At 67.0% G+C, this 22,500-nt stretch carries 15 protein-coding genes and 1 pseudogene; 11 read left to right on the top strand and 5 right to left on the bottom strand.

Translation table 11 applies throughout. From position 1 onward, the window contains the following. The first annotated feature begins 291 nt into the window (after nt 1-291). From ACZ4WQ_RS28780 to ACZ4WQ_RS28770, 3 genes are all read left to right on the top strand, one after another. Entirely contained in the window at nt 292-2,454 is a 2,163-nt protein-coding gene (locus ACZ4WQ_RS28780; RefSeq protein ID WP_398376523.1) for a PrsW family intramembrane metalloprotease, read from the top strand. An 8-nt stretch (nt 2,455-2,462) separates the two neighbouring features. Next, entirely contained in the window at nt 2,463-2,963 is a 501-nt protein-coding gene (locus ACZ4WQ_RS28775) for a hypothetical protein (protein WP_398376521.1), read from the top strand. 178 nt (nt 2,964-3,141) lie between these two features. Beyond that, entirely contained in the window at nt 3,142-4,791 is a 1,650-nt protein-coding gene (locus tag ACZ4WQ_RS28770) for a PE-PGRS family protein (protein ID WP_398376519.1), read from the top strand. Here ACZ4WQ_RS28770 and ACZ4WQ_RS28765 read toward each other — a convergent pair. Both ACZ4WQ_RS28765 and ACZ4WQ_RS28760 read right to left on the bottom strand, forming a co-directional pair. Continuing rightward, nucleotides 4,721-5,563, bottom strand: coding sequence for a PE-PGRS family protein (locus ACZ4WQ_RS28765; protein WP_398376517.1), 843 nt, complete (start codon nt 5,561-5,563; stop codon nt 4,721-4,723). The genes ACZ4WQ_RS28770 and ACZ4WQ_RS28765 overlap by 71 nt on opposite strands. A 149-nt stretch (nt 5,564-5,712) precedes the next feature. Beyond that, nucleotides 5,713-6,258 (bottom strand): annotated as a pseudogene (locus ACZ4WQ_RS28760) (LacI family transcriptional regulator); the annotation flags it as partial. A gap of 72 nt (nt 6,259-6,330) precedes the next feature. Here ACZ4WQ_RS28760 and ACZ4WQ_RS28755 point away from each other — a divergent pair. Continuing rightward, nucleotides 6,331-8,034: a relaxase/mobilization nuclease domain-containing protein gene (locus tag ACZ4WQ_RS28755; RefSeq protein ID WP_398376514.1), complete on the top strand. Its 1,704-nt coding sequence runs from the start codon at nt 6,331-6,333 to the stop codon at nt 8,032-8,034. Nucleotides 8,035-8,083: 49 nt separating this feature from the next. Here the strand turns inward: ACZ4WQ_RS28755 and ACZ4WQ_RS28750 are convergent, their stop codons facing one another. Both ACZ4WQ_RS28750 and ACZ4WQ_RS28745 read right to left on the bottom strand, forming a co-directional pair. Then, complete coding sequence (locus tag ACZ4WQ_RS28750; RefSeq protein WP_398376512.1) at nt 8,084-9,280, bottom strand: helix-turn-helix domain-containing protein; 1,197 nt, start codon at nt 9,278-9,280, stop codon at nt 8,084-8,086. Nucleotides 9,281-9,286: 6 nt separating this feature from the next. Continuing rightward, nucleotides 9,287-9,754, bottom strand: coding sequence for an NUDIX hydrolase (locus ACZ4WQ_RS28745; protein ID WP_398376510.1), 468 nt, complete (start codon nt 9,752-9,754; stop codon nt 9,287-9,289). 167 nt (nt 9,755-9,921) lie between these two features. Here ACZ4WQ_RS28745 and ACZ4WQ_RS28740 point away from each other — a divergent pair, with 167 nt between their 5' ends. From ACZ4WQ_RS28740 to ACZ4WQ_RS28715, 6 genes are all read left to right on the top strand, one after another. Beyond that, nucleotides 9,922-10,728, top strand: a complete 807-nt coding sequence (locus tag ACZ4WQ_RS28740; RefSeq protein ID WP_398376507.1) for a TauD/TfdA family dioxygenase — start codon at nt 9,922-9,924, stop codon at nt 10,726-10,728. 541 nt (nt 10,729-11,269) lie between these two features. Then, complete coding sequence (gene fxlM / locus ACZ4WQ_RS28735) at nt 11,270-12,472, top strand: methyltransferase, FxLD system (RefSeq protein WP_398376503.1); 1,203 nt, start codon at nt 11,270-11,272, stop codon at nt 12,470-12,472. Between the two features lie 61 nt (nt 12,473-12,533). Continuing rightward, a complete protein-coding gene (locus tag ACZ4WQ_RS28730; RefSeq protein ID WP_398376500.1) occupies nt 12,534-12,722 on the top strand; it encodes an FxLD family lanthipeptide in 189 nt (62 codons plus the stop codon). Between the two features lie 70 nt (nt 12,723-12,792). Beyond that, nucleotides 12,793-15,831: a lantibiotic dehydratase gene (locus ACZ4WQ_RS28725; RefSeq protein ID WP_398376498.1), complete on the top strand. Its 3,039-nt coding sequence runs from the start codon at nt 12,793-12,795 to the stop codon at nt 15,829-15,831. Beyond that, nucleotides 15,828-16,967, top strand: a complete 1,140-nt coding sequence (locus tag ACZ4WQ_RS28720; protein ID WP_398376496.1) for a lanthionine synthetase C family protein — start codon at nt 15,828-15,830, stop codon at nt 16,965-16,967. Before ACZ4WQ_RS28725 ends, ACZ4WQ_RS28720 begins: the two co-directional genes overlap by 4 nt. A gap of 32 nt (nt 16,968-16,999) precedes the next feature. Further along, nucleotides 17,000-17,977 carry a thiopeptide-type bacteriocin biosynthesis protein gene (locus ACZ4WQ_RS28715; RefSeq protein WP_398376494.1) on the top strand — a complete coding sequence of 326 codons (978 nt, stop codon included), beginning with the start codon at nt 17,000-17,002 and terminating at the stop codon, nt 17,975-17,977. A 2,371-nt stretch (nt 17,978-20,348) separates the two neighbouring features. On the opposite strand, the gene ACZ4WQ_RS28710 is transcribed toward ACZ4WQ_RS28715, so the two are convergent. Next, entirely contained in the window at nt 20,349-21,026 is a 678-nt protein-coding gene (locus tag ACZ4WQ_RS28710; protein ID WP_398376492.1) for a hypothetical protein, read from the bottom strand. Nucleotides 21,027-21,779: 753 nt separating this feature from the next. On the opposite strand from ACZ4WQ_RS28710, the gene ACZ4WQ_RS28705 reads away from it, so the two are divergent. After that, nucleotides 21,780-22,496 carry a hypothetical protein gene (locus ACZ4WQ_RS28705; RefSeq protein WP_398376490.1) on the top strand — a complete coding sequence of 239 codons (717 nt, stop codon included), beginning with the start codon at nt 21,780-21,782 and terminating at the stop codon, nt 22,494-22,496. The last annotated feature ends 4 nt before the right edge of the window (nt 22,497-22,500 follow it).

Here is a 22,500-nt window from a genome sequence, read left to right as displayed (position 1 = left end):
CCCCGAGCATGGTCGGATCGACGCCACGGCACCGCTAGCCCTGGCTGCGACTCGGCTTGGTCGGCCATCCACCGCGTGCGGACCCGCCTCCGCCAACCCGCGCAGAATGCGGCCAGGGACTGCGGGCTAAGGTCTCCCGCCCCAGATTGCGATTCTTCGCCCAGGACCCTGGTTCGCCCGCACGCCCCGTGAACGCCGCGGGCTGACTTCGCGGCGCAAGAGGGCCCTTGTACGCCGTCCAACAGGCCCTTAAGCTCGCGCCCTTGAGCCGACGGCTTTGGGGGGCTGGGCGTGGCGGTATTGATGGTGGCCGCGACGGTGTACGGCGTGGTGCAGCTGCTGGTGTTGTCATCGCCGACGCGTTCGGTGCGGGTCTCCACCGTTCTGCTGGCGATCGCAGTGGGCGTCTACGGCTGCGGCATCGTCACCGCGTTGCTGGAGTACGCGTACACGCGCACCGTCTCCGACCAACCCCATGGTGGGGCGCTGCTCAACACGGTGAAGACGGCCAGTTACACCGTCGACCCGGTTATTGAAGAGCTGGTCAAGATCACGCCTCTACTGCTGGCGGCGTGGAACGTCAAGATCCGCCGCCAGTGGGGCCTGACCGACTACGTGGTCACCGGTGCGGCGCTGGGTGCGGGGTTCGGGCTACTGGAGGCGGTGGCCAGGTTCGGGCTGGACGCGGCCCGGGCCATCAGTCACCCGGCCGGTGGCTGGGTGATCCCCGACAGCCTGCAAGCGCCTTGGATCCCTGGCCCCGATCAGGTCTTCGCTGCCTGTTTCCCCGCCCCCTTCACCACCCTGGACTTCGGCGGTGCCCACCCGGCCGCTGAGACCAGTCCCCATCTCGTCTACACCGCCGCCGCGGCCCTGGGGGTTGGCATCCTCATCCGTGGTCGCCGCTGGCTGCGGGCCCTGGGGCTAGTGCCCATCGCCGCTGCCTGTGCTCACCACATGCTTACCAACTACGCGGCCGCACAACCCGGCGCCCGGGACACCCATTCACTGGTCGAAGACCTCAACGGCATCCTGTGGACCATCCCGCTGGCCGTGCTGGCCATCGCGATGGGCGCCGACATGTGGCAGATCCGCCGTGCCAAGCGGACAGTCCCAGGTGTACTGCTCCGCGAGGAGCGAGCCGGACGCACCGGCCTTACGGCCTTGACCGGATACGGGCTGTGGCGAGTCCCCTGGTCGACGCTGATCGCACTGCGCTTCGCCCGCATGCGTCGAGCCCTCTTCTACGCGGCAGCCGGCACGCCGTACACCGACAGCGATCCTCTGCACCGCACTGTCGCCTGGACCGCTGCACAGATCGACGCCACCGACCACCAACACGCCTGGCATGGCGTCGGGCTGCGGACCGTCCGCCAGGCCGCCCGCACACTGCGGGACCGGCGAAGATGGTGGTTCATCCTCATCTCCGTGGTCCTGGCGCTCCCGGCCTTGGTCTTCCTCGGCGCGGGATCCTTCCCCGCCGCCGCCGAACTCCAGGAACGCTTCACCACCAGCGACGGGCCCGCTGTCCTGATGGCCTTCGGTATCGCCGCGCTGCTGTGGACCGCCTGGAACCTCACCAGACTCCTGCGTACCTGGCAGGCAACGAGCACGCTCCCCCTCGCCGACGCCCACGCCATCGTCCGCTTCCGCATCTGGACCGCGCTCGGCAGTCTCATCACAGGCACCGTGCTCCTGCTTCGCATGCAACAGGAAGGGCTCAGCGCCGGCGACAAACTCTTCCGTAACTTCCACCTGTTGGAAGCGCTCAACAACTTCCTCGCCTACCTCGGCTTCGCGCTCATCCTCCTGGCCCTCCTCGCCCTCTTCCCACCGGGCGGTGGACTCGCCTTCGCGGGCGCCGGCATCGCAGCAGGCACGATCACCGTCGAAGCCGCGATCCACGCCACCGCGCTGGGAACGCTCGGCATCGTCCTCATGACTGCCGCGGGTGGTGGCGCACCGACCGACGGACCGCCCGAGGGACAGGCGGATGCCGGGAGCCAGAGTGGCTCACGCCCCAAGTCGGAAGAGCCGAACCCCGTCACCGAGGAGCAACAGCAATCCTTCAGCCAGAGCCAGCAGCATCTGAACGGCCTCAGCAAGCGGAAACAGGCAGACGAGGTCGGCAGAGGCTTCGAAAAAGACGGTCAGAAATACAAGCCTGAAGCGCCACTGCTCAAGACCGGCAAGCACGGCGTTGACTGGTCCGAAGGAACGGCTCGCGCGATAAGAGACGGTCGACCCCAGGGGCAGTTCGGCAGCGCAGCGGACGTCAAGTACGCAGCGGAACGCGGAGCCGAACTAGGGCCGAATAAGACAGGGTTCTTCAGGCTACCCGAAGGGCACAACTGCATAGAGTATCTTCCAGATGGCACGACGCGCACACCGAACAGCATTTTCGTCAAGGTGTATCCCAACGGCAAGGTCCACGCCTACCCGCTTACTCGATAGGAACAAGCATGAGCTTCCGGCTGCAAACAGGGAACCCTGAGACCCTGAAGGTTGGGCCAGCCGACGACATGGCGGACGCGGCAGGGCAGATGTATCCCATGGAGACCGAAGATGCCATCCTGTTCTGGAACCGGGTCCCCGTGCGACTCGAATACCGTTACGACATTCCCGTCTTGCTTGATGACCTCATCCCGTTGCTCGAAGAAGTCCAGAATCCGAGATTCTCTCGAACACAGGTCCACTGGGGATCCGACACATTCTCCACCGAGTGGAACATTGTTCGCGACGGAGATTCCCTCAGGATCGATTCGCACTGGGACAGCACCCATGGAAGCTACGAGTTTCTTCTCAACGACCGAAGCCAGTTGACCGTAGGAATCGCTGCCTTCGTAGCCGAGTGGCTGAAATTGCTACGCCGGATCACATCCGACCTCATCATCTGCCATGTGCGCCTGGAAGATGATGACATCGCGATCCGGGCGAAAGCGTTGTTGTCGAAGTCGAGCTGATGTCCGAGAGGGTGGACGCACAGGCCCCCTGGATACAAGGCCAAGGACCCGGCAGGGATGAGTACGTGCCCACCTCTCTCGGCGACCGGCTGTGCGCGCGTGGGCGGCGGCCATCCCCAACGGGCGTGGTCGGCGAACCTGATGTGCGAGCGATACACCCCTTACGGGTTGTGCTGACATGACCACAGACGGTACGACAGTCGCCATGCACCCTTGGTCTCCGTTAAACGACCGCCAGCTCGCCCTGCTCACCCGTATCGGGGACGGGTCCGATCCTGTCACCTCAGACAGTCCCGAACTCGCCGCTACTGCCCGCGCGCTCAAAGAGCGAGGGCTGATCACCAGGCCGAAGCAGGGTGGGAGGTGGCAGGCGGAGATCACCGACGCCGGACGCTTCTACCTGGAGCACGGCCATCATCCGGACCGGCCGGAACCAGCTTCGCGCAAGCAGCGTTCCGTGGATCCCAAGGCAACGACACAAGCCACAGCCGCATCCACGACGAGGCCCGCGCCACAGCGCGCCATGAAACGCTCACGGTCGTCGCCAGCGGAAGTCGGAGCCGCTTTGATCGCGGAGGTACAGCAGGCTGGGCGGTTCCTTCGCATCCCGAACCCCAGTGAGGGAGAGCGAGCTCGATACCGCAGGGCGTTCGACGCGGCGCGGCAGTGTGCGCCTGAGGGGTACCACCTGAAGTACAGCGGGCGGGCGAAGGGGGATTTCTTCCTCGGCCTGCTCAGGGTGTCCGGCGAGGACGACACCGAGTGGAACCGTATCCGGCTGGCGCGCAGCCGGGTGATCACCGATGTTGAGGACGTGGTCGCAGCAGTCACGGCGGACCACAGCGCCTTCGAGATCTCAGAGGCGGTCCTGCCCCGAGTCCTCTCACTGCTCCGGCTCCTCGCCGAGCAGGCCCTTGCCCGCCACGGCGAGATCTCGGTGTCCAAGAAGCGAAAGCAGCCGAGGCCATTGCTCACTGTCCACGGCAGGACATACGAGGTCAGCTTCCGCGAACGGCAGAAGCAAGTCCGGTACGTGCCCAAGCAGCCAGGTCGACGTACGTACGACTGGCAGCGGGTCACCCCGGCACACAGGTTCGAGCCGTCCGGCGAACTGGAACTGTTGATCGGCCAGCACCCGGTCTATGGCTATGGCCACAGCTACGGCTGGAAGAAGGAATGCGCCGACTCCGCCAAGAAGCGGTTGGAGGATCAGATCGGATCAGTCTTCCGGGCGTTGAAGGCGCGCGCGGAGGAGCAGGAGCGGGCTCGGCTGGACCGTGAGGCGGAGCAGCAGCGTCTGCGTGACGAGCGGGAGCGGCAAGAGGCAGAGCGTCGGCGCTTGGAAGCCGACCGGGAGGAACGCGAGCGGCGAGAGTGGGAGGCTGCCGTCAGCGTCGCTTCGATCAAGGCAGTGCACGCCTTACGGTCCGAGCGCTTCGGCACGGCCCTTGAGCGGTGGCGGGTCGCAGGGGAGATCCGAGCCTTCTGCGTCGCGCTGGACGAAGCCGCTGCCACATCGGACAACGCCCTCGAAGCCGAGAGGCTGCGAGAGTGGTCGGCTTGGGGCAAGACGGAGGCCGACCGACTCGACCCCACCATGAACGGCAAGGGCCTGGCTTCTCTGAACTTCCACGCGGAGCCGACGGGAGATCAGCTACGTCCGTTCCTTGACGGCTGGCACCCGCACCGGCCGGAGAAGGAGAAGCCTCCGGAACAGCCCACGCCGCCCAAGCCGGACCCCGACCCTTGGCGCGGCTTCATCGATGCACATCAGGATCAAGGCTGGCGATATAGACGCCAAGGTCGCGCTCAATGGTGGAGGCAATGACACCGTGCCCACGGTCGCGTAGAGCCTTGACCGCCTTCTCGACCAACTGGCCGAGCCTGACGACCTCGGCGCGTAATGCCACCAGCTCGTCGTAGCGATCAGCCTTGTCCTCGCCGCACCACGCCCGGGCGGTCCGCAGGACGGCCGCCTCCGCGTCCAACTTGCGGTCGTCCCGAGCGCGGTATGAGTACCAGGAAGACTGTGCGCGCTCCTGCTCGATGTCCTGCTGCTTGCGGTCCACCTCCGGAAGGATCTCGTCGGCGAGGCGGCCCGCTACCTGGCGGGCGATGCGCTCGGTGACCGGCCATCCGGCCAGGCACGTGCCGGCGCGGTTCTCGTACACCATCGGGTCGCTGCGGAGCTCGACGGCGTCCATGCCGATAAGCGACGCAGTCTCGTCGAGTCGGCTCAGTTCCAGGACTCCCGCGTCCGCCACCCCTCGGCGGAGGCGCAGCCTGCTCTTCGGCCGGACGAAACCGAGGATCAAGCGCGCCGCCTCGAAATCCGTACTACCGCGTACGTGGCGTGACGCCTCGGCCAGTGTGGACTCTGCCGCGTCATCCGCGCGGAACTTATCGACATCTGACCACGGTGCTACGAGAGAGCCGGGACTCACCCATTCCTGCAGACCGGCGTCGTCCCCCTCCAGAAACCGCACGTGGATCCAACCAGACCTGCCCGGGCCGCCCACTCGAACGATCTCCACTTGCCTGACCGCGCTGCCCAGATCCTTCGGCCTCGCGCGGTATGCCCAGTGCTCGCCAATCTCCATGTGCCTATTGAGCCAGGTCACTTGCCCCCATCACCCGGCGATTTCCTTAACTGCCGCGGTGAGCTGGCCACGCGCGGTTGACGCGGCCCAAGCAAGGCACCGGGAGATGGAGTGTGTCCCGGACGGTGACCATCAGGGGCCAGCGGCGTTCATTGGTGAGGCTCCGCAGTCAGACGTGACCGGCTTCGTGTCCGCAGGAGATCGCCCAGTACGCGTACCGGTGACGTAGGACTGATCGCCAAACGTGCGCCGAGTGCCGCCTCCCACTGCTCGGTCAGTCCGACCATGAGGCGTTTGCGCATGCCGGGGGTGACATGGGCGTAGCGGGCGGAAATGGAGCTGTCGATGTGGCCCATGCGTTCGTCCATGAGGACCTTCTCCGTGCCGAGGTCCTCCATCACGGTCCGGTGGGTATGGCGAAGGCCATGGGGGGTGAGGCCCTTGGCGATCGGGAGCCAGCAAGCGTCGGCCCGCTCGCTGGCGCCGCGTCCTCGGGCTGGCACGCCGGGCCACGGCTCGCCAAGCAGGGGCACGGGTCGTGGCTCCTGCGGCGCCTTCTTCGGATACCAGCCGGAGACCGCTGGGGTGAACAGCCAGGTTGCAAAACCGTTCCTGCGCCAATGGGCGGCGTGCTCCGGCGCTGCGCCGCCTCGCACGAAGCCGAGGTTCACGATGGCCTGCTCCACCTTCGCGCGCGCCGTCCGCGCCGCCATCGCCGACATCGACGCGGCCTCCGATCAGGCTACGACCACGAAGGCGGCTGCTCGGTGATCGCCAAGATCACCAGTGGCAGGAACACCGGCAAGCTGATCAGCTACCTCTATGGTCCTGGCCGGGCGAACGAGCACACCGACCCGCACCTGGTCGCCTCCTGGTACGGCTTCGCCCTCGACCCCGGCCGCACCGACGACTTCAACGAAACCAAGAACCAGCTCGTCAAGGCCCTCGACCTGCGGGTGAAACAGGCCGGCGACCGCGCACCCGAACAGCACGTGTGGCACTGCTCCATCCGGGCCGCACCCGAGGACCGCACCCTCAGCGACGACGAGTGGGCGGACATCGCCCGCCGCGTCGTCGCCGCCACCGGCATCGCGCCCGACGGTGACCCGGACGGATGCCGCTGGGTCGCCGTACGGCATGCCGACGACCACATCCACATCGCCGCCACCAAGGTCCGAGGCGACCTCCGCCCCGCCCGCCACTGGAACGACTACCTCACCGCCGACAGGGAACTCGCCGCCATCGAAAAGGAATACGGCCTCCACGAAGTCATCCGGGGCGACCGCACCGCCGCGCAGCGCCCCACCCGCGCCGAGCAGGAGAAAGCCCACCGCACCGGCCACCAGCGGACCGCCCGCGAGCGCCTGCGCTCCACCGTCCGCACCGCGGTCTCCGCCACCAGCACTCCCGAGGAGTTCCTCCGCATCCTCGCCAGCACCGGCAGCGTGCGCGTCGAGATCCAGCGGTTTCCCTCCGGCGCCATACGCGGCTACAAGGTCGCCCTCGAAGGCGACACCAACTCGGCAGGCGAACCGATCTGGTTCTCCGGCTCCAAGCTCGCCCCCGACCTGTCCTTCCCCAAGATCCAACAGCGCCTGGCCGGAACCCAACCACAGCCCGTCAGCCACCTGCCGCGTCACCACAAGCCCAACCCGTGGCACCGAGCCACCGCCGCCATGGAACGCATCCCCCACCACCTCGACAAGGCGGACGACGAAGCCGCCCAGGCCCACCTCGCCGCATTCGGCGAAGCCCTTGATGCCCTCCCTCTGATCTCACCCCAGGACATCCGCCCCCGGCTGCGCGAGGCCGCCACGGCGTTCGAGCGCGCCACCCGCTCCCGCATCCGCGCCGAACACCACCACGCCCGTACCCTGCGCGGCGCCATCCGGAGCATGCTTCGCGAATCCGCGCCCAAGGACGGAGCGGCCCTCGCGATGTTCCTCGACGCGGCCCTCCTCGTCGTCATCGCCGCCGCCCGCTGGCACCAGCTCCGCCACCACGACCAGCAGGTAGCCGCCGCGCACCGGACCCTGCTCAACCTGCGCACTGCGTACGAGCAGGCCGCAGCGGCACCCCTTGCCGCTCTCGCCCGGCGCAAACCGCCAGCAGAGACTGTCGACCGGCTCGCTCGCCAGCTATGGGAGACCGTGCCCTCCCATGCTCAGCAGATCCTGGACGCCCGTGCCTGGGATGCTCTGGCCACCGCCCTCGCCGAAGCCGAGAGCGTCGGACAGAACTCGGCCATCGTGCTCCAGCAAGCCATCCATCAGCGGCCGCTGGACGATGCACGCCGCCCCGCCGAAGTGTTGACCTGGCGCATCCGTCGTCTCGGCAAGCGCCGTGCCCCCAGCGCCCGGTCCGTGGCCGCCCAGGCCCGGCCTGCCGTGGACCGTTCTGTCCAACCGACGCGTACATCTCCTGCCGGTGCCGTGCCGGAGGCGCCTGCTCCCCGTAGGCCACGGCGGTAAAACGACAGAAAGACGCCCGCAGAATTGGCGGCGGGATGGCGAAAGTCGGCTAAGCAGCCATCTCGTTGCGTATCTGGTCAAGAGACTGGGAGGCGGCGGCGTACTGGGCGGGCAGGCGGGACCCCGCCGTGCGCACGATGCGCTGGAGTTGGTGGGGCAGGCGTTGCATGGCCGCCTCTTGGATCGCGATGTCCAGCGACTGGGCAGCGCCGCTGCGGTCGTCGGCGAGCAGTTGGACGTGCGCGACGGTGATCAGCTCGATGACGCGCCACTGTGGGGCCACGACCGTCGTGGGCAGCGGGTTGTGCTCCACCAGCCGCATGGCCACAGCTGCTCGGCCGGTCGAGACAAGACCGCGGAGCCGGATCTCGTGGAGCGAGAAGGGGTTGAACAAGCTGGTGTGGTCGACGCGGAAGAGCAGAGCGTCGGTCTCCCGCATCACCCGGTCGAATAGTTCGCCGTTGCCCAGTGCGCCGGCTGCCCTGGCGAGCAGTGGCAGGGCAGCGGCTCGGGCGTTGTCGTCCGGTGCTGTAGCCGCGGCGCGGCACAGCCGCTGGACGGCCGCGCCCCTCAGGTTCGCCTTGCGCAGCTCGTTTCCATGCATGCGCAGCACGTACGAGGTCATGCCCCGGTCCTGAAAGTACTCGGCGATATCGAGGCTTTTGGCAGTCCAGTGGGCGGCCGTGGCCAGTCGCTCCTCGGGGAGCACGTTGCCCAGAGCGACGCCGAGGCCTACGCGAGCTCGGGCGAGCAGGTGCAGCACATCGCGCTCGGTGTGGCCGTCTTCGATGCGGGCTTCTAGCCGGGCGACAAGCGGCCACAGCTCGGAGACGGCTTCAGAGGCGTGGCCGGACTGCCGGGCAATCTCGGCGAGCCGGACAGTGGACTCGCCGAACTGCAGCATCGCCCGGTGATCCGTGTCAGCGGGATCGGTGATCCCCAGAACGTGCGGCGGCAGTTCCAAGCAGTCGCAGACCCGGCGGCGGGAGCTGACGTCGTCGAGGGCGCGCTTCCCTAGTTCGAGGGCGGAGATGTAGGTCTTGTCGTAGCCGAGGAGCGCGCCGAGCTCGGTCTGGTTCATGCCATGGACCCGGCGGTAGAACCGCAGGATGCTCGACAGGTCTCCGGAGCCGAGAATGAGCTGGGCCTGCGGGGTCGCCCAGTGCCACTGGGCATGCCGGGCCGAAGGCCGCGGACTGGGGAACCGGTCCGTTTCCACTCGCTGCGCGATCTCGCCCCTGCTCACGGTCGGCTACATCCGCTCGTAGTCGTCCAGCTCCACGTCCCTGCGGCCGTACCAAGCAGCGATGGCCTGCTTGTAGCCGTCGGGCATGTTCAGCCCGGGCACCTCGTCGGCGGTGAACACGCCCAGCTGCTTGTGCTCATGGCTGACGACCGGAGGCCGGTCGGGGGTCAGTACGGTGCAGCCGTAGGTGACGATCAGCACCCTCCGCCCGGGGATGGGCTGGTAGATCCATACAGCGCCGTCGATGAGGGGGCCGGCCTTGACCTCCCAGCCGGTCTCCTCCTGGATCTCCCGTTCCAGCGCGGCTTCGGGACTGGCATCCGGCAGCACGGCTCCGTCCGGGCTGCCGATCTCCAGACGACCGCCGGGCAACTCCCACTCGTCGCGCTCGTTCTTCAGCAGGACCACGCGGTCCTGGGCGTCCAGTGCGACGCCTTTCACGGAGACGGGCCAGAGCGGCGGCGTGTACGTCATGACGATCCTCGTCCTGCGGTGTGCGACCGGGCTCTCGGAACGTAGCACGCCCCGCTCGACCCGCATCCGCACTGGGCGATTTGCCCGAGTCGACAATCAGTCGCTTTACCCCGCACGACGCGACTGCCCACCCTGTCCACACCGACCTCGATCAAAGGAGTACGGCGATGCGCCACGCCGCAGCCGACCCCGTGGCCCTGTTCTCGGGCCACTACGTCAACGTCCGTGCCCCGCGTGCCAGCGACTTGATCGCCGCGCAGCTCCGTGAAAGTGGCCTCGTCACCGTCGACGGGCTGCACAGTCGCCAGGACATGCTGGACTTGGCTTCACAGCTGATGGCCATCACACCGCACCCGCACAGCGCGCCGGACGGCCTGACGCTGATCCGCGACACCGGCAGCCACGCCCACCGCGCGGGCTTCGCCGGGCTCGGCAGCGGCGATCTGCAAGCGCACACCGAGCGATCCGGCGTCCCCAGGCCGCCGCGCCTGATGCTCCTGGTGTGCCTGCGGCCCGCGCCGATGGGAGGCGACGTCCTCCTCGCCGACGGCCGCGATGTCCACGCCCGGCTCGTGCGCAGCTGCCGCGAAGCAGCCGTCACCTTCGCCCAGCCACGGACCGCCTACTTCGGATCCGGGGCCGGCCACGCCACCCAGGTCATCACCGCCCACGCCGATGGACGCATCTCCATACGGCTACGCCAGGACGGCCTGGCCCGGTGGAACCCGATCGCCCAGCCGTACCTCCCCCGGCTGCGGAGCGCCATTACCGACAGCCAGCGCCGCATCACCCTCCAGGCCGGGCAGGGCTATCTGCTCGACAACCACCGCTGGCTGCACGCCCGCACCCGCTTCTCCGGAGACCGACAGCTCCTCCGCGCGCTCGGCGAGCCCCACTTCTCTCTCCCCGAGGGTTTCGCTCCGCACCCCTCGGCAGCGCCGCTGGCCACGATGGCAAGGAGGTGCCGGACGTGACCGACACACGCCAACTATCCCCAGGGACCTTGATGGTCGATGAGCGGACGGACGACATCGGCCGGGTCATGGGGAGCGTAGGACCGTACCTCCAGCTTCGGCCGCCTCAGGACGGCAAGGAGTGGGACGTACCGCCGGATGCCCTGCGCAGGCCAACGGCCATGGAAACCCTGCGTGCCAAGGTCAGTGTGGCGAACGGACGGTGGGGCCGGTGAAGGCAGTGCGCCGGAACTCTATCCAGGCCGGGTATGCCAGGTGGAAGCCGTGAACAGCCGCACCATGAGTCGGCTTGCCCGCTACACAGGCCCACTGCTCATCGTTCTCATCTCCGCATCCTGCGGATTCGTGATCGGGCTCGCGGTCTCCACGGCTCCGCCCTCCCCCTGACTTCCTTTCTGCCGACGGCCGAACCGCTCAACGGGTTCCCAAGCCAGCGCGCCCAGCAATAGGGCATGCCGCAAGCCCCCGAGTCCCCGGCCCTCACCCGTCGAGAAAGAGCAAGCCCGTGAAAAACGTGACCAACGAAGAAGGAAAAACTCCGATGAGCGCACAGCAGTTGCGTGACGAGATGGTCAGGCAGCTCATTGAAATGGGGGCCCTGCGGAGCAGCCATGCCGTGGCCGCGTTCCGGAAAGTGCCACGTCACCTCGCCACCCCCGAGGAGGACCTGGCCACGGCCTATCTCGCGGAACACGCCGTGATCACCAAGACTGACTCCGACGGCGTCCAGCTCAGCTCCGTCTCCGCGCCCCGCATCCAGGCCATGCAGATCGAGCAGGCCGACATCGTCCCCGGGATGCGCGTGCTGGAGATCGGTTCCGGCGGCGTCAACGCCGCGTACCTCGCGGAGATCGTCGGGAAGGACGGCTTGGTCGTCACCGCCGACATCGACCCTGAGGTGACGGAACGCGCGGAGAAGTTTCTGCCCGAGACCGGCTACGACGACCGGGTCCGCATCGTCACCGGGGACGGCGAGCACGGAGTACCGGAGCACGCCCCGTACGACCGGATCATCGTCACGGTCCAGGCCGCCGACATCCCTCCGGCCTGGATCGACCAGCTCGTGGACGGTGGCCGACTGGTCGTTCCGCTGCGGATGCGTGGCATGACCCGCACAGTGGCGTTCGTACGCGACGGGGAACGGCTGGTCAGCGACGGCTTCGAGCTGTGCGGGTTCGTACCGATGCAGGGCGCCGGTGAGCACCGTGTCCGCCTGGTCGTGCTGCATGACGTCGAGGAGGAAGAAGTCGGTCTACGTCTGGACGACCATCCGGAACCCGACACCGAGGCCCTGCGCGCGGCCTTGCGCACACCGCCCGTAGCAGTGTGGTCCGGGGTGACGCTCGCGGGCGACGAGTCGAAAGAACACCTCGACCTGTGGCTGACGACCGTCTTCGACAACCTGCCGCTGCTCATCGCGAAGCCGGCCGCCCGCACCTGCGGGCTGGTCGCCTCGATCTCTCCGCTCGGCATTCCCACGCTGGTCGAGGGCGGCAGCTTCGCCTACCGCACAGTGCGGCCCACCGAGGACCCCGACCGGTTTGAACTCGGCGTCATCGGCCACGGCCCCGGCGCCCAGGAGATGGCCGACCGGATGGTCGAACAAATCCAGGCCTGGGACCGAGAGCACCGCAGCCACCACGCGCACATCGAGGTCTATCCGGCGGGCACACCGGACGGCCGACTTCCCGCGGGTCGCGTCATCAACCGGCGGCACACGCGGATCGCGATCACCTGGCCGTAGCGCCGAAAGCGCCGCGACCCAGGCAGCAGGAGCACATCCCACCGCAACAGGAGGTCATGAGATGTCAGCACAGCAGACCAGCCCCATGCCCAAGACCGGGACGAACTACACGACCGACGCCACCTCGGACTTCGACCTCAACATCGAGATCCTCTCCAACGCCCCGGTCGTAGCGGGACTGCTGAACGACACCGGTGACGGCTGCACCGCCACCTGCCAGTCCGCCTGCTCCAACAGCACCTGCGGCTGACCAACCAGTGCGTGCCGGCGGTCAGGGGCCGTCGGCACGCACCACCCGAGACGACGAAGGAGGCACAGCGATGTACGACGTCATTGACGCGGTTCTGATCAGGACCGCAGTTCGTCCACTGGCGGCCACACTGCCTCCCTGGCCGGACCTGAACGGCACCACCGCCGATGACGTCGACCGCTGGCGGAAGTGGATCGAACAGGTCTGGGCGAACGACACCACGGCTACGGCCATCGAGTTCGCCAGTCCGCTCCTGGCCGATGCCGTGTGTGGCATCCTCAGCTGCCACACCCAGCGCCCCCGCCCGGTGCGGCGCACCGTGGTTTCCCTGGTCCGCTACCTGCTACGAATGCAGCACCGCGCCACGCCGTTCGGCCTTTTCGCCGGCCCCGCGCCCGTACGGCTTGGTGACACAGCAGAAGCCCGCTGGGGAACCAAGCACCACGTGGCCGCCCGTGCGGACGACGAGTGGCTGACTGCAATTATCACCACTCTGGAGACAGCACCCGACCTGCTGCGGCGCCTACCCGTCATGGCCGACCCCACCTGCGTCATCCGGGGCACCAAGATCGTCGTACCGCACCAGCCGGGGAAGGACGGCCCCGTCGAGGTGACGATGCGGCGCACCCCCGCCGTCGAGACGGTGCTCCGCCTCGCCCAGTCGCCCATCACCGTCGGGGACATCGTGGCGAAGCTGAGCACCGACTACCCGGACTCCCCCAGCTCGGTGATCGAGGACATGGTGCGCGGTCTCGTGGCGAACCGGGTTCTTCTGACCAGCTTGCGGGCGCCCATGACGGCCGACGACTCCCTCGGCCATCTCGTGGCCCAGCTCGACGCCATCAGCGCGGACGCTGTCTCCGAGACAGCAGCCACTCTCCGACAGGTCCACCAGCTCCTCATCCGGCACGACACCGCCACACCCGACGGGCAACGGACCGTCCGCACCGAGGCGACCCGACGGATGACGGCCCTGAGCAGCACCCCTGACCGCCCCCTCGTGGCGAACCTGCGGCCCGACTGCGACGTCACTCTGCCCTCCGTTGTCGCCGAGGAGGCAGAGCGCGCTCTTGCAGTCATCGCCCGCATCTCGCCGTACCCTGCCGGGTATCCGGCCTGGCAGGACTACCACGCCCGCTTCCTGGAGCGGTACAGCATGGGCGCGCTCGTCCCGGTCTGCGATCTCGCCGACCCTGACGTCGGGCTCGGCTTCCCGGCCGGCTACCGGGGCTCGGTCCTGAAACGCCCTGTCGTGGCCACGACCCGCCGCGACGAATGCCTCCTCGCTCTCGCCCAGGAAGCCGCGGTGAACCGTGTGCGCGAGATCGTGCTCACGGAGGAAGACTGCGCTGCCCTCACTGCTGGCGACGTCGCCCAGGTGCCCGCTCACGTCGAAATGTGCTTCACGGTGTTGGCGGACTCTCTGGACGCCTTGCAGAGCGGCCGGTTCGCATTGAACCTCGCGGGCCTGTCACTGGGTGCAGGCAGGACAATGGGCCGATTCCTGGCCATGCTGAAGCAGCCTGACCGGGACCGCATGAGGGCCGCCTACGCCGCCATGCCCACCCTCGAGACCGACGCGTCCATCGCTCAGGTCTCCAGCCCGCCGCTACGGCTGCGCACCCAAAACGTCAGCCGCGCACCCGCCATCGCCCCGCACCTGCTCTCCCTGAGCGAGCACAACCCGACTGCCACGCTCGACCTGCACGATCTCGCCGTCAGCGCGGACACTCAGCGCTTCTACCTGGTGTCGTTGTCCACCGGGCAGCACATCGAGCCGACGGTGATGAACGCCGTGGAACTCACCAACGCCACCCATCCTCTGGTCCGCTTCCTGACCGAAGTACACCGCTCACACGTCGCCGCCCTCACCTCATTCGCATGGGGTGCAGCCACCCGACTGCCGTTCCTCCCCGAGGTACGCATCGGCCGCACCATCCTCTCCCCTGCCTGCTGGCGACTCAGGCAGCGCGACATCGGCAGCGAGAGCGAGCCCGGCTGGATGCACCGCTTCACGGACTGGCGCTGCCGCTACGGCGTGACCCGAACCGTTTACCTCGGCTCCAATGACCAGCGCCTGCGCCTCGACCTGGACAACCCCACTCATCTGCAACTGCTGCGAGCAGAGTTGGTGCACACGGACGCGGTGACCATGCACGAAGCACCCGACGAGGACGCGCTCGGCTGGCTGGGCCACGCCCACGAGATCACCATGCCGTTCGCCTCAAACCTGCCGCCCTCACCGTCCACGGCCGGCACAAGAGCAGTCGTCAGCCGCAACTCCGGACGCATCCCCGGCACCACCCGGTGGACGTACCTGAAGGTCTACTCTCACGCCGACCGCGCCCCGGAGATCCTGACCAGGCACCTGCCCGCCCTCTTCCAGGAGTGGGGAGACGAGTCACCACTGTGGTGGTTCACGCGCTACAACGACCCCGGCGCCCATCTGCGCCTACGGCTCCGACTGCCCAGCCCGCACGCATTCGGCGATGCCGCACAGCGCGTAGGGACCTGGGCAGCAGCTCTCCGGAATGACGGGCTGATCAGCCGCATCCAGTGGGACACCGACGAGCCCGAGACCGGCCGCTACGGCACCGGACGTGCCCTCGACGCTGCCGAACACTACTTCGCCGCGGACTCCGAAGCAGCCGTCGCCCAGATGATGCTCAGCCTCCCGGCCGAGCTACGTCCGGCCGTCACTGCGGCCAGCTTCGTGGACATCGCCACCGCCCTCACCGGCAACCCGGCAACTGGCCGCTGCTGGCTGGTCGAGAACCTGCTGAAGGCGGAGGGGGAAGCACCTGCACGAGATCTTCAGGCCCAGACCATGCACATGAGCGCGCCCGACACCCATCTCGCCGCCCTGCGCGCCCTGCCCGGAGGTGAAGGCGTCGCAGCAGCCTGGGCCCACCGCCGAGGAGCCTTGGAGACGTACCGCGCTGCCCTCGCAGACGACGGTGCCGACCCGACCACCGTCCTGCCCTCCCTGCTGCACATGCACCACAACCGGGCGGCCGGCATAGACCCCGATGGTGAGGCCACCTGCCGCCGTCTGGCACGCGCCGCCGCGATCTCCTGGACCGCACGAGCCAAAGGAGCCCTCCGGTGACGACCGCTCCGCCCATCGTCGACAAGGAGGCCGCCACCCGGCAGTCCCTGGCTCATGGCCCTCTTGGCATCGCCCTGCTCCACATTGAGCGAGCCCACCGTGGTAACGGATCGTGGCAGTCCGTACATCGCCAGCTCGCCAGCATCGGCCCGCTGATCGACGGCGGCGAGGCGAACCTGTTCCTCGGCGCACCCGCGATGGCCTACACCCTGCACCTGGCCAGCGACCGGTACACCAACGCCCTGCACACCCTTGACGGGCTCGTGGCGGCACACACCCGCCGCCGACTCGACGCCGCACACGCACGCATCGACCAGGGCAAACTAACCAGCTTCGCCGAGTACGACTTGCTGCGCGGCCTGACCGGACTGGGCGTCCTCCTCCTGCGCCGCGCCCCCACCGGCGACGAAATGAAAGGAGTCCTGGAGTACCTGGTGCGTCTCACCGAGCCGATCCCCAGCCCGGGCAGGGACACGCTGCCCGGCTGGTGGGTATGGCACGCCCCCGTTCATCTCGGCGCACCTACTCCCGGCGGCCACGCCAACGCCGGTCTCGCGCACGGCATCACCGGTCCACTGGCACTCCTCGCCCTTGCCAAACGACACGGCATCACGGTCAACGGCCACGATGATGCGATGGCCCGGATCTGCCGCTGGCTCGACCGGATACGCCAGAGCGACCACCGAGGAACCCGCTGGCCGCGATGGATCACCAGAACCACCACAGTGCTCACCAATCCAGCGGCTCCGTCCTGGTGCTACGGCACCCCCGGCCTGGTCCGCGCCCAGCAACTCGCCGCCATCGCCCTGGACGATGTCCACCGCAAGCGCATGACCGAGCGCGCGCTGCTCTACTGCATGGCTGACCGGCTCCAACTCGACCAGCTCACCAACCGCGGACTGTGCCACGGCGTCGGCGGCCTGATGCGCGCCGTTCAGCGCGTTGCCCAGGACGCGGAGAATCCGGACCTGTTCACCGACCGCCTGCCGCAGCTCAGCGAGCGCTTCCTCAGCCTTGGCCCCCCGGCGGAAACCGGGTTCCTCGAAGGCACGGCCGGAGCGGCCCTCGCCTTCCAAAGCGCCGAGACAGACGCGACCCCCCTCAGCGACTGGGACGCCTGCCTGCTCCTCATCTGACCACTTTCCTCATCCCGTGGAGAGGCATAACGGTGGATCCGCACAACAGCAGCGCGACCGAGACAGCCATCCTGGCCGTCCTTGCCGGAGCCCCCATCGCGGACGCCGCCGCCCAAGTCCGCTGGTCACCGGGACGTCTCGCCGAAGCTGTCGAGCTATACCGCGCCGCCGGCCGCGCCTCACTCGACGCTCAGCCCAACCCCACCGGCTGGCACCAGGTGTACATCGAGTTCGCCGATTACCTAACCGCCGAGCACGCCTTCATCACCCACGTCCTGCCGTCCCTGCGCACGGCCACAGACACCGGAACAGTCGCAGCATGGTGGTTCCTCCGCAAGCAGCCCTGCTGGCGCCTTCGAGTCACCCCCGGCCCGAATACAACCGTCGAGGGCGTGGCGCATTACCTGGCCGAACCACTTGGCTGCACAGTCGCGATGGGCCTGACCAAGCGCTGGTGGCCGAGCCTGTACGAGCCGGAGACGGCCGCATTCGGTGGCCCGGACGGCATGACGACTGCCCACGACCTGTTCCACACAGACAGCGTCGGAGTTCTTGACTACCTACATGACGTGAAGACGGACTCCAGCGGACTCCTCGACGCCAAGGCCACCTCGTTCCTCGTCATCAGCGCATTCCTACGCGCCGCCAGACAGGAATGGAGCGAACAAGGCGACATATGGGCACGCGTCGAAGCGAAGAGGTCACTGCCCGACGACGTTCCCATGGAGCGGCTCACCGCCATGACGCGCAAGCTTCAGAAGCTCCTGGCCATCGACCCCAGCCCTGCGCTCACAGCAGGCGGCCCGCTCGCGCCTCTCACCAAGTGGATCAGCGGGCTACAACGCTCTGGGCGGGCCCTCGCAGAGGCTGGCCACGCAGAACGGCTCGGCCTTGGCACACGCGCCATCCTGACCAAGCACGTCCTCTTCCACTGGAACCGCATGGGATTCACCACGCGCCAGCAGGCGATGTGGGCCCGAGCGGCTCGTGAAGCGATCCTTGGCCGCTGATAAGGCAGCAGGCCCCATTCAGGTGGTGGCGGGGAACCCTAGAGCTCCGCCATTTGTCGTGACTGAATCTCCCACCGCAGCTAAGCAGCGCGCCAAAGAAAATCCTCACACTCAGAAGAACCGTATAAGCACCTTGCGTACCAAACGGCCTTAGCGAATGCTGGGCTCTAGCGATACTTGGTCACATATGCAGACAAAGAAGCAGGCGCAAAGTAACCATAAAGACCACGCAGGGTGAGCTCTGTACGTGACCTGTGCACCAAATACGCGCCCGTGCCTGCGCACGGTGCCTCTCGCGGAGAGCACGGGCATCCCAGACGGGAGGGCGTCGACGAACTCCGCGATGCCTCCGCCTCACGGGAGAGTCCCATAAATACAGACTCGAAAACCACGACAGGCGGGCACGCTGGCAGGCAACGGCTCGGCATACACGCCTGATTTATCCACCGAGGGGTCTGGACCATTTACCTAGAGCAGCAGTCTTCATCACCGCTGCCTCGACAACTTCGTGAGCCGGTCTCCATAGGCCGCGAAGGTTTAGGCGAATCTTATTTGAGAACGGTTGGCCGCCGCTGCTGAACCCGCGCCAAGTACCGTCCTCCCTGCGACCCCTTGGCCTCATGATGTTGATAAGTCGGTATGCCTCAAGGGCCTGCGTGGCGTCATACACGTCGCGCGACAGCCCGAAAAGGCCAGCCCGCTCCTTCCATGAAATGGATCGATACTCCTCTTCGGAGGCCAACTGGAGACACATCAAGAAGGCAGCGATCTCACTCTTCGTCAGCGCATGCACCCACCCCCTCGTGAAGAACTGAAAGGGAATCTTCAGCGTATCTTCGTCGCCACGAGGGACGCGATAATCGACTGCACCCGCCGATGAGCTACTGGCGTCCTCCGATAGAAGTCGGAACCCTTCGTACCTATTCACCGATCCGGGCTTTCCCAGGTCGACAACATGATTCCGGGCCAGTAGACCGAGAGCCGATCGGAACTGGCGGAGTTTATTCCGCGTATAGGCCGACGCCTGGGCGGAACTCCCACTGGATTTGGCAGACACGGCTACAAGGTCCAACCAATTCACCGAATCAGGGGTGCGCCTACTGAGGGGAATCTGATTGTCCCACGCCCTGCCCGGGCGAGATTGACAGTGTGCGACAAATAGTGCAGTTAAATGCAACTGAAGCGCCACTCCTTGCGACACAATAAGGCGCGCCATAGGGGGAAGTATGTGAGACGCAGGGCGCTTGCGTTCGTCTAGTTCGGGTCCGAATCTGAGCTGCGCAGGGACGGGAAACGGGACCCAAAGGTCCACGTCTGGAATATTAGGGTTGCGGACATAAAGGGTTCGAATGCGAATTTCGTTGGGTGCGTGGCCGTTGGACCACAGCTTCTCCGCCGCGGCGAGAACCTCCGAGAGCCCCCGCTCCCGGACGAGGACTCTGAGCGTCTCGGCTCGCTTCCTGGCCCTCTGCTGATTCTGCGTCGTCTCCGTCAAAGTGGCCCCCTACCGCAGACGATGACGTCTTGGTCCGACCTCTCCCTACTCCGCGTGCGCGCACGCGCGCGGATAAGTCGGACCAAGACGTCATCGCTCTCCATGCCTGTCCTCCGATGGCCCGCTCAGAATGGTTCCCAGCGAGCACCGCCCGGTGCTCGGAGGCGAGGACGGCAGCGCCGGCAAGCATCCACCGTCCTCGCACCCAACCACAGCGTTCTGGAGGAACACTGATGCCCACCCAGCCTACGCAACTCAGCGCTGACGCCACAGCGTTCATCGGCGTTCTCGCGGTCGGTGTAGTGCTCATCATGAGTCGTTCGGTCGATGCCGAGGGGATATCGGTTCTTGCGTCGGCTCTCGGCGGCTTGTACGCCGTCTGGACTGGCCGTTCACCCCGCAACCGCAAGTAATAGGAGGTCAGTCCTGCTCGTGCGACGACGGGCATACGAGAACGACCACCCTCATGTTGCCTTGGGGCGGTTGATGCAGGTGTGTCAGAGGTGTGCGGTCGGGGCACGGCCTCGCTGTCAGAACTCCTAGACGACTGCCCGAAGGGCTTGTTCGGTGCAGCAATGCGTGAGCGGATGCGCCGGTCTGACCCAGACGACGCGCCACCATGAACCACACCGAACAGGCAAACCGGACGGCGGCCCAGAGGCCGACACCGCCCGACGTGATCTTTCTGGGTTCCATTGATTGGAGGTTCGAGTCCCACACGGTCTACGGCGTGCAGGTCGGCGTGGATCCCGTCCGACCTGCCGCACGACGCCCGGTCCCACTCCGGTGAGTTCGGGCGTTGCTTCGTGTCCGAGGGCTTTGTGTGGAGGCCTCGGGACAGATCGGCGTCGACGGTGCCGCGGTCACCCATCGTCGTCACGCGTCGTTGATCGGCTTCTGTGCCCGTGCATCGTCATCCCAGCACCAACACTTCTTCGGATCGCCAAGCGCCATCGGGACATTGGTGTCTCCCCAACAGTCGACGTGATCTCGAAGGAAGTACTCGGCCGCGATCATGGCTTTCCATCGGACGGTATACGCCTCCTCCGCCTCGTGGCATGTTCCGTCGCCGCCGTGAGCTCTCCAGCTCCAAGCACCTCGGTCTGGAAGGTAAGTGATCTCGGCGACCCCGCCACACTTTTCCACCGTGATCTTCTCTGGTCGCCCAGAGCCGTCGTCGACCGCGCCGGGCCACTTCTTACGCGCTGCCTGCTTGGTGATCCCCCAGGAAGATCCCAGATCGCCGTAGGTAGCACCCATCCCTCCGCCCATCAGCGCAGCCTCAGCGGCAAGGACCTCGGCGGCTTCATGCAACTGCCGCAGAGCGTGCAGGTAGGCGAGCTGCCAGTCTGCGAACAGCTCCGCCCTAGCCGAGGGTTCGTGTCCGTTGGCCAGGCACTCCTGACCACGCGCCGAGGCCCATCCCGCGATGTTGCGGGCCAGATCCCTCAGCTGGTCTCGCATTCGGGCGTCTTCGGCTGAGCTAGGCGAACGCCATGGCGCCGCCATGGCGCCCGACTTGAACAAGAAATCGTGACCACTCACTGAACGCATGGAGACAACCGTAGTTGTCGCAGCACGCCTGGTGGGGACAACCCCGATTGTCGCAATATGCCTGCGTCAGACCGGACTTCAAAATTTGATGTGCTCGGCTGCTCGACTCGAAGCCGCAGAGGAGTGAAAGACACCGCAGGTCACGCCCGTATGACCTTGACTGCAGGAAGTGGCCAGAGTCGACAGCAACGGCAGAAAGCGGGCCGCAGTGACTTGCGGTGCTAAGCGGCAGGTGCTCGAAGGTAGGCGCGCTCGAATCACCGAGCCAGCCGCTTGCCTACGGCCGACGTGTGCCGTGAGCCCGAAGAATCGGAGAAGCCGTGCCCAGGCATCAGAACTCTCACGTTGTTCCTGACACTCAGGCCGCCTACCCATCGGATCCGCCCTCGCCCAGGCCGGCCTTCGAGCTCCGTTGCGGACCATTGCACGTGACCCTTGATCGCGCACCGGTCAAATTTCTGGCGTTCGCGAGCACGGTGACGCTCGGTGTCATGGGAGCAGCGAACTGGTTGCACTGAAAGGCGGTCAGGGTGTGCTCCGCAAGCGGAGCACACCCTCGTCCATGCGCGCCCTCAAGACGCTATGCTTCGGTCAGGCGACCACGCTCGCCGTTACGTCGGACCTGGGTTCCTCCCGCAGCTACCCAGGGCTGAGGGCGCAAAGTGCCGTCGGGCGCGCGTGATTGAAAACTGTTGTTCCTCCTATGGGGCGCAGTGGGCGGGAGCACTGAGGCACGCCCACCGGGAGCCGGACATGACGCTCGACAGGGATATCGCCACACTCGCACGCCGTATCCGACGCGAGTCCGGGGACGTCATCCCCTTCCAACAGGCACGGTTGACCGCCGCGCGCGAGTTGGGCGGGCTGCCCGTCCACACCATGGCGCCCGAGGAGCGGATCCCGCTCCGCGTCCAGTACACCGGGGAGAGCAAAGCCGCCGCCCGATCTGCGATCAGCAGCGACACCCGCAGACTGGGCCTGGACCACTGTTCGGACGACCAGCGCGCCTTCCGGGCCCTGCTAGCGCTCGCGCTTTTCAACGGCAACGTCCACACCGGTCCGACGGCGAGGTGGAACTACTCGGTTGTCGCCTCGTACGACCCGGTGATGTCGCCCCGCAGGGACCAGTTGGTGATGGTGGCGGAGCGCGCCCCGGAGAACGTGGCCACCCGGCTGCTGGCCACCGAGGGGGCCGACTCACGCGGCGTCCCCGGACTACGGCACGAGGTCAGCTACACGTGCCATGGGCGGCGCTCCGTCTGTCTGCGCCATCTGCCCACCGGTGCACTGCTGACCATCACCGGCGACCCGGCCGGATGCCGGCGCGGCAACAGGCGCAGCCGCGTGCCCCGGCGCCCCTATCTCACACTGGACAACGGCCTCACCGCGCACGAGCGCCGCACACTGGCAGCGGTCCCCCCGATCTCGGGGGAAGCGACCACTCTGCTGGCAGGTCTCGTTTCCCGCTAAAACC

It is taken from the genome of Streptomyces sp. NPDC028305 (assembly GCF_055569495.1).
Note: the sequence above shows the minus strand (reverse complement) of the source record. Positions and strands in the feature narration are given on the sequence as shown.